We start from the raw sequence: 7,751 nt of genomic DNA on the forward strand, positions 1-7,751 counted from the left end.
AGTTGGGAAGCCAAGTCTATTTATGGCATGTGATGGATGACGGTGCAGATTCAGTCAATTTATTAAATGGGCTGCTCAATCGTTACCCGCAGGATTTTATCAAGATTGTAGTAGTCAATAATTTAGGCCGCGGTGAGTGTTTTGAACATTTTGAACAATCGACCACTTACCAGAAAGCGAAAGACCGCAATGCGATTTTTATTACCTTGGCGAAATTGCAACCGCAACTCGCGGCGCGTATTGATTTTGCTAACACCAGCTTTTGGTCTGCCGCCAACAATACTGAAGTAATGAATATTATTGAACGTTCGCGCGTACGGGTGTGGTTGAAAAATAATTATTCGCAGTTTGATAAATTGAACCAATAAAAAATAACCAAAAAAATGGGCGCAATCTGCGCCCATTTTTTTGTCTCGATAAAACTTATTCTACTGCAACAACTACCACTGCTTTAGCTGGAATCTCCAACGCCAATTTTCCATTTTTGGCTTTCGCTGAGTAAGCTGCTGGTTTAATCGTCTCTGGCGCTGCGAAGGTATTGTGTGCATCCATTGCAGATGCTGTTAACACCTGTCCGCTCACACCATTCACTGCTATACCCGCCAAATTAATATCAACGGTTTCCGCCTTGTTGGGGTTGGCGTTAACCAAAGCGATATACACTTTGCCATCTTTCGCTCGCGCTGCTGTTGCACTCACTGCAGGGATTGAAGCACTGCCCAACGTGTATTGCGGTACATTTTTCAGCTCCAGCGGCAAAGATGTAGCTCCCTGAAATGGAATGTACATTTTGAAAACATGATAAGTCGGAGTCAGAACCATTTTTTCCTTGTCCGTCAAAATCATTGCCTGCAATACGTTCACCATTTGCGCGATGATACTCATGTGCACACGGTCAGCGTGTTTGTGGAAAATATTGAAATTCAAGCCAGCGACAATCGCATCGCGCAAACTGTTTTGTTGATAGAGGAAGCCCGGATCATCATCGCCAGTTACGTCGTACCATGTGCCCCATTCATCCACATAGAAACCGACTTTTTTCTCCGGATCATTTTTATCCATCACTTTTTTATTGTTGACAATAAACTGATCCATTTTCAGTGTGTTGACCATGGTGGACATCCACTCGGCCTCAGGGAATTTAAGCGCTGCACCTTTTACCGTCCAATCACCTTTCGGCAGTGTGTAATAGTGGAAACTCACTGCATCCATCCGCAACGCCCAATTCGGTTTTACGTTGGCAGTAAGATGATCTGCCCAACTTGTATCGTCAGTGTGGCCACCGCTAGCAATCAAAATCGGTGTGTTGTCTTTAGGCGTTTTGAGGAAGCTGGCGTATTGCTTATAGAGATGAGTGTAGAACTCGGGGGTCATATTGCCGCCGCAGCCCCATGCTTCATTGCCAATCGCAAAATAATGCACACGGAAAGGTTTATCGCGGCCATTTTTGCGGCGCAATTCCGCCAGGGTAGATTTACTATCCGAGGTCATGTACTCCAGCCACTCCGCCATTTCCTGCGGAGTACCAGTGCCCAAATTACCATTCACATAAGCTTCAGCGCCGAGCATTTCCACCAAGTCAAAGAACTCATGGGTACCTACGGCGTTATCCTCTATCACACCACCCCAGTTAGTGTTCACTCGTGCAGGGCGCTTATCGCGCGGGCCAATACCTTCGCGCCAATGATACTCATCGGCAAAACAACCGCCCGGCCAACGCACCAGCGGCACCTGTAAATCTTTCAGCGCACCCACTACGTCGTTGCGCCAGCCTTTGGTATTGGGGATTTTGGATTTGGGGCCAACCCAAATACCTTCGTATATTCCGCGCCCCAAATGCTCGGCAAATTGGCCGTAGATGTTTTTGTTGATGACGGGGCCGGGCTTGGTGGTATCGACGCTGACCTGGGTGTCCGCTAGAGCAGTGAAACTGATTGTCAGGCCTAGGGCGGCAATAAGCGGCTTGATGGCGCGCATAGATGTCTCCTGTTTGTTGTTATTGAATAATGGTGTCTCTGAAAACACTTAATACTAGCCCATGCTAGATCATATTGTCATACAAGTTAACTTTATTTTACCCCTAGCCTGTCAAGGGCTGTCAGCTCAGTTAGTGAATTAATCATGTTGCTGCTGCCATTCATGCAACACTGTGTTTTAATACAGTACACATTAACCATCGCCAATTCCCATGCGCAAAATTATCCATTGTGATGCCGATTGTTTTTTCGCCGCTATTGAAATGCGCGATGACCCCAGCCTTGCCCATCGCCCGATTGCGGTGGGCGGTAGCAGTGACCGGCGCGGCGTCATTTCCACCTGCAATTACGAAGCGCGGCGCTATGGCGTACATTCGGCCATGCCTTCCAGCACTGCAAAACGTTTGTGCCCGGATTTATTAATCCTGCCCACGCGCATGGATGCCTATCGCGAAGCCTCGGCAAAAATGCGCGATATTTTTTACGAATACACCGAGTTGGTTGAACCACTTTCGCTCGATGAAGCATTTTTGGATGTCAGCGATGCAAAAATTCATCGCGGTAGCGCGACATTAATCGCGCAGGAAATCCGCCAGCGCATCAAAGATGAAATCGGCATCACTGTCTCCGCCGGTATCGCTCCCAATAAATTTCTCGCCAAAGTCGCCAGCGACTGGAATAAACCCAACGGGCAGTTTGTTATCCCACCTGAAAAGGTTCAAGCTTTTGTCGCGCAATTACCCGTCAAAAAAATTTACGGCGTCGGTAAAGCCATGGCGGCAAAACTGGCGGAATCCAATATCTTTACTTGTGGCGACCTGCACAAATTTTCAATCTTTGAATTATCGCAACGCTATGGTCAAATGGGCTCACGCCTTTACAAGCTGAGCCGAGGAATTGATGAGCGCGAATTAACGGTAGACCGACGCCGCAAATCCCTCAGTGTGGAAAATACTTTTTCGCAGGATCTTCCCAGATTGGAAAACTGCCTGCACGAGTTACCGCCACTAAGCCAACAACTGGCGATACGCTTGCGCCGTGTCGATGATGACTACAAAGTGGTAAAACTCTTTGTAAAACTTAAATTTTCAGATTTCAGTATTACCACCATCGAGCGCAGCGCCAGTGCGGTGTCTTTAATGGAGTTGCAAAGTTTGTGTGCAGAAGCTTATGAGCGGAAAAATTTGCCAGTGCGGTTGATCGGTGTAGGCGTGAGGTTTATTGATTTGCGGGAGAGTAATGCGTTTTTTCAGCTGGAACTATTTAACAATACCAATCAGTATCTTACAGAAGAACCATTTTATGGATTGAACGATGAATTAAGAAACCATAACAATCGAGTCTTTAACACTGGAATGGCCTGAGGATGCGCCATGTATTCAGGAATTCCCATCAATTGCCAACATTGCCCTTCACTACCAAATACGATGCTATCAATTTCAACTTGCTGGCCTTCCGCAACAAAGAAAAATGAATTGCCGGTATTTAAATAATCGGGCACCTTTTTCTTAAAAATCAAGCGTGACTCGGGAAGTGCTATTCCAAACTCCTCTTGTAACTCCCTCAACACACACGCTTCCGATGTTTCAAACCCCTCACGTCCACCACCGGGAAAATCCCATAAATCCGGAAATGGAATATGTGCAAAATTATCGCGTTTATAGACGAGTAATTGATCGTTAAATATATAGGCGATTTTGCAGCCGGTAAATTCTTCGCTCAATAAATTATCCTCACTCAATAGTTAACGACAAAAAAATATCCGCATTAGTTCTTTATTATCATCACGCTCAACACCATCACCCAAACCGCCAATACACCGTAATTAACGCGCTGATAAAAACCCAAATTAATATTGGTTTTGAGTGCACGCAGCATCAATACCAAAGCAACAACAGATATCAGCGCACTAACTGCAGAATACAGCGAAAACCATACCGGTAGATTATGTGTTTTAATCGACCACAGCAGACACGCGACCAGCAAAGAAAAATACATCACCAAACCCGCAAGGTTATGTATTACCTGCCCCTTTGATGGTTTGGGTACACCCAAATCTTCATCGCAGGGAAACAAGCCCGTTACCCAATGTGAAACGCCCTGCACCATCATCAAAATACCGGTTAAAAATAACAGGTTATTAGTGGATTCAATCTTCAGTAGCACCGCACCAAAAAATACAAACCAAAACCCAATGGGAAAATTATTGATCCATGGGTGAATTTTTGTGGTGGCGCGGTTGCGCGCGCCCAACTCACTCAAGACTTGTTGGCGATGGTTATAACCGGGATATAAACGCGCGACGATAATAACGCCCACTAGCATCCACAAAGGGGCAATAACTCCGGATAAAATTAGCACGTTCATGCATCTCCTTTGAATAATGTCAATTTTTTAACTACCGCTTTCTCAACCGCAATATCGCTTTATTCTGATCAATCACAAAATCAAACCGGCCGAGAATATCGATACCCAACAGGCCATCAAAATGATCGCCATTATCCATCGGCAGGCGGGCGAGCATGTGTTTGTTGAAGGTGATGCTTTCAATGGTGAAGGTATCTACTAAAAACAAATAGCTTTCGACTGTGCCGCTTGCAGTGTTGAGTTGAATAGGTTTAGGTGATTTTACAAATGAGTAATGGCGATTGATAAAACTGGCAGTCAGGCCGCTGATGGATGCGCCGGTATCCAGCAATAATTTTACCTGTTCACCTTCAACCGTTACCGGCACTAAAAATTGGCCGCCGAAACGAATCAATGGCACTGTGATTTCAGCGGCGCCATCGTCTTGCGCGAGCGAGCCTTCATCCAATTTGGCGAGAATGCCCTCAGCACGGGCCTGGGTTTCCGGTTGGTTGGCAGCCATGAGCGCATGATATTGCGCTTGCTCTTTATCTTCAGTTTTTAAATGCATTTTGGCGAGTTGCAAATGCAATTCGCCGTTGTCGGGCGTGAGTTTGATCAGATCATTAATCTGCGCCATTAACCACTCATAGCTCTCACCAAAAATCGATGGATTCTCAGTGAGGCGAATTAAATATTTCGCCAAATACGCGAGCGCAGTTTCGATTTTTTGTGCATCCACTTCGGTATTGATATAGCGAAACCAAATGCCGACCGCTTCTTTATGCTGACCCTGTTGTTCGTACACGCGCGCCAACAACCACAGCGCCTCGGTATTTTGCGGCTCTAATTCGAGTAGTTGATTCAGCAGGCGCGCAGCATCGCCGTAAGCGCCATTGGCAATTAATTGATTGGCGCGTTCAAGTGGCGACTGGGGTTTAGTGGGTAAGAATTGCGGAGCGGATGCAGGTGATATGGAGCTAATGTCTTGCGCTCGGGGTTGCGCTGATTCCTCAACAATTTCCGGCTCGGCGATACTAGCATCGGCAATAACCGGCACATTTTCAGTGCGATTGGCATGGCGATATTCGCTGGCGTAGAAACCCAGTGCAAATGCCAGTGTGGCAACGAGGATAATTTTTTTATTGTTCATCGTTAAACTTTTTGTAATCGCAGGATGGTGACAACTGTCAGGAATTTTGTAATTGCTGGCGAATAAACGCCGCCATTTTTTCCGGTTTGGTGATAGTGGCAAAACGTTTGATGGGTGTGCCATCGCGGCCGATTAAAAACTTTGTGAAATTCCATTTAATCGATTTACCTAACCAACCCGGTAGTGCGTTGGTTAGCCATTGAAATAGCGGGTGTGCATTGCTGCCATTCACATCCACTTTGGCGAACATGGGAAAACTCACACCGTAATTAATTTGGCAGGTCTGCGCGATTTGATCTGCATCGCCCGGCTCCTGCCCGCCAAATTGGTTGCAGGGGAAACCGAGAATCACCAAACCCTGATCGCTGAATTCCTTATAGAGCGCTTCAAGTCCGGCGTATTGCGGGGTAAACCCGCATTGGCTGGCCGTATTGACCACCAGCACCAGCTTGCCTGCGTAGTCAGACAGGTTAATGGGCGTTCCGTTCAGGGATTCAGCTGTGAAATTGTGGAAAGGGCTCATGGTTCACCTGCGAGTATTATTGGCGAAAATGCATGAGCCCAGACTGCATGGAGCGGGGGATTAAATCAACCCTCGCGCTCAATTGACGTGAAAGGATTAATATTCCGCCGCAGGTTTATCGAGGGTTTTGATCTGGATATTGCGGAAGAAAGTCTCAGCGCCTTCCGATTGGATTTGCAGTTTGCCGCGCGTGAGCGGGACAAATTTTCCATCCACTTTGTGGCGTGAATTAAAGCCGCGAAACACTTCATGGCCGTTTACTTTATGAATCAGGGTTTTGCCATCGGTAATCACTTCCATGGTGTCCCACTCACCGCTCGGCTTTTCATAGTTGCCCAGTTTTAATACGCGCGCGGCTATATCTTTGCGCAGCGGCAATTTGGGATCGTAACGATAAAATTTCCAATCGCCGAGGTTGGTATCGCCCGCGTGCACATCAATGATCACACCGTCGAGGCTGTGGTAATCGCCGCTATCGCCTTCCTGGATCTGAAATTCGTGGCTGCGCATCCAGTGGGTGCTCTGTGCCCCCTGGGGGCCGACGGCGAAATACAACAGGCCACTATCACGCGGCGCATCCAGACGCGGATGCCATTTTTGTTTGCCCCACTTGATATCAAATTTCAGGTGAAAGTTCTCAAACTCATCCACACTGGTAAGCCCGCCCCATTCAGCTCCGGAAACCCGCAAAAGGCCATCAACCACTGAAAAAATATGGTTAGGGTCGTTGTTCAAGCCATGAGGCTTATGCTTTGAAACCAGATTGTATTCATTGGTTTCCGGTTGGTAGCTCACATAAGGCTCCCAGCCACTCAGGTCTTTGCCATTAAACAGGGATTTCCACTCACTCGCGCCCGCCGCAAACACCTGGGCGCTGGCGATAAGGCCACATAAACATAAACCGATTAATTTCATTGCTGTTCCTCGTTGTTGTTCTTTAAGACGTCAGATGCGCGCAGCCTAGAGCCTGGGCAACACCCAGTCCATATTTCCAGAATGACAATTACAGTCCTTTACCTTAATTCTTCCAGCCAATGCCGTTGGCGCCCGAATGGCGTAACTAATCGAACCCTTGTCTCATCTTTGGGCAGGAGGATGCGCCATGGATTGCTTTGGCGCCGAAAAAGGGCATACCCAACAACTCGCACCGAGATGAGACTAATAATTGAACATCCAAAAACATCAAAAATGCACAACTATAGTGAATTTGTAGCAATAAAAATGAACCTTAAAAATACACAAATTTTAAAAGCAACGAATTAGCGCACCAACAAAAATCAAAATGCGATTAAGTAAAGATATTTAGGGCGCGAAAACCAATTCTCCCTACAAGTGACAGTTATTGGCATTAATTATGCGTTAGTCAGATTGAGTTAACTAACAACGATCAATAACCCTAACCATACTGACTACTACCCTGCGCGAGGTTATTTATGGACAACAAAAACATTCCAGATTCAACTGATCAATCACTGCAATTAGATCGCCGCCGTTTATTGAAAACCGGTTTGGGTGCCTTAGGTGGCGCCGCTGCTATGAGCTTGTTACCCGGCTTGGGCAGCCTTGCTTACGCCGCACCCGTTGCATTGGAAACCACCAAAGCAAAATTAGGTTTTATTGCACTCACCGATGCAGCACCATTATTTGTTGCACAGGAAAAAGGTTTTTTTGCCAAGTACGGTATGACCGGTGTGGAAGTATTAAAACAATCCTCATGGGGCACCACACGCGATAATTTGGTATTGGGCTCTGC

At 46.6% G+C, this 7,751-nt stretch carries 8 protein-coding genes and 1 pseudogene; 3 read left to right on the forward strand and 6 right to left on the reverse strand.

Features of this window, described 5'->3' with window-relative positions:
- Window positions 1-368 (forward strand): annotated as a pseudogene (locus tag ACWA6V_RS07530) (mobilization protein); the annotation flags it as partial.
- A 55-nt stretch (window positions 369-423) separates the two neighbouring features.
- Here ACWA6V_RS07530 and ACWA6V_RS07535 read toward each other — a convergent pair.
- Window positions 424-1,977 (reverse strand): alpha-N-arabinofuranosidase, encoded by a 1,554-nt coding sequence (locus ACWA6V_RS07535; RefSeq protein ID WP_449521900.1) that lies wholly within the window; start codon window positions 1,975-1,977, stop codon window positions 424-426.
- Between the two features lie 211 nt (window positions 1,978-2,188).
- On the opposite strand from ACWA6V_RS07535, the gene dinB reads away from it, so the two are divergent.
- A complete protein-coding gene (gene dinB, locus ACWA6V_RS07540; RefSeq protein WP_449521901.1) occupies window positions 2,189-3,340 on the forward strand; it encodes a DNA polymerase IV in 1,152 nt (383 codons plus the stop codon).
- Here the strand turns inward: dinB and ACWA6V_RS07545 are convergent.
- The 5 genes from ACWA6V_RS07545 to ACWA6V_RS07565 all read right to left on the reverse strand — a co-directional run bounded on the left by ACWA6V_RS07545 (window position 3,277) and on the right by ACWA6V_RS07565 (window position 6,913).
- Complete coding sequence (locus tag ACWA6V_RS07545; RefSeq protein ID WP_449521902.1) at window positions 3,277-3,699, reverse strand: NUDIX hydrolase; 423 nt, start codon at window positions 3,697-3,699, stop codon at window positions 3,277-3,279. The genes dinB and ACWA6V_RS07545 overlap by 64 nt on opposite strands.
- A 44-nt stretch (window positions 3,700-3,743) precedes the next feature.
- Window positions 3,744-4,343 carry a DUF998 domain-containing protein gene (locus tag ACWA6V_RS07550; protein ID WP_449521903.1) on the reverse strand — a complete coding sequence of 200 codons (600 nt, stop codon included), beginning with the start codon at window positions 4,341-4,343 and terminating at the stop codon, window positions 3,744-3,746.
- 31 nt (window positions 4,344-4,374) lie between these two features.
- Window positions 4,375-5,475: an aspartyl protease family protein gene (locus ACWA6V_RS07555; protein ID WP_449521904.1), complete on the reverse strand. Its 1,101-nt coding sequence runs from the start codon at window positions 5,473-5,475 to the stop codon at window positions 4,375-4,377.
- 37 nt (window positions 5,476-5,512) lie between these two features.
- Window positions 5,513-5,998, reverse strand: coding sequence for a glutathione peroxidase (locus tag ACWA6V_RS07560; protein ID WP_449521905.1), 486 nt, complete (start codon window positions 5,996-5,998; stop codon window positions 5,513-5,515).
- A 96-nt stretch (window positions 5,999-6,094) separates the two neighbouring features.
- On the reverse strand, window positions 6,095-6,913 hold the full coding sequence (locus ACWA6V_RS07565; protein ID WP_449521906.1) for a 3-keto-disaccharide hydrolase: 819 nt from the start codon (window positions 6,911-6,913) through the stop codon (window positions 6,095-6,097).
- 518 nt (window positions 6,914-7,431) lie between these two features.
- Between ACWA6V_RS07565 and ACWA6V_RS07570 the strand changes: the two genes are divergently transcribed.
- Window positions 7,432-7,751, forward strand: a 320-nt coding sequence (locus ACWA6V_RS07570) for an ABC transporter substrate-binding protein (protein ID WP_449521907.1), incomplete at its 3' end; no start/stop codon positions are given.

This window comes from Cellvibrio sp., from assembly GCF_053579595.1.

What these genes read in the sequence shown, in the direction of transcription:
- ACWA6V_RS07550 (WP_449521903.1), bottom strand. Translation starts at nt 4,343, where the DNA reads ATGAACGTGCTAATTTTATCCGGAGTTATTGCCCCTTTGTGGATGCTA.
- ACWA6V_RS07560 (WP_449521905.1), bottom strand. Translation starts at nt 5,998, where the DNA reads ATGAGCCCTTTCCACAATTTCACAGCTGAATCCCTGAACGGAACGCCC.
- ACWA6V_RS07565 (WP_449521906.1), bottom strand. Translation starts at nt 6,913, where the DNA reads ATGAAATTAATCGGTTTATGTTTATGTGGCCTTATCGCCAGCGCCCAG.
- ACWA6V_RS07535 (WP_449521900.1), bottom strand. Translation starts at nt 1,977, where the DNA reads ATGCGCGCCATCAAGCCGCTTATTGCCGCCCTAGGCCTGACAATCAGT.
- ACWA6V_RS07555 (WP_449521904.1), bottom strand. Translation starts at nt 5,475, where the DNA reads ATGAACAATAAAAAAATTATCCTCGTTGCCACACTGGCATTTGCACTG.
- dinB (WP_449521901.1), top strand. Translation starts at nt 2,189, where the DNA reads ATGCGCAAAATTATCCATTGTGATGCCGATTGTTTTTTCGCCGCTATT.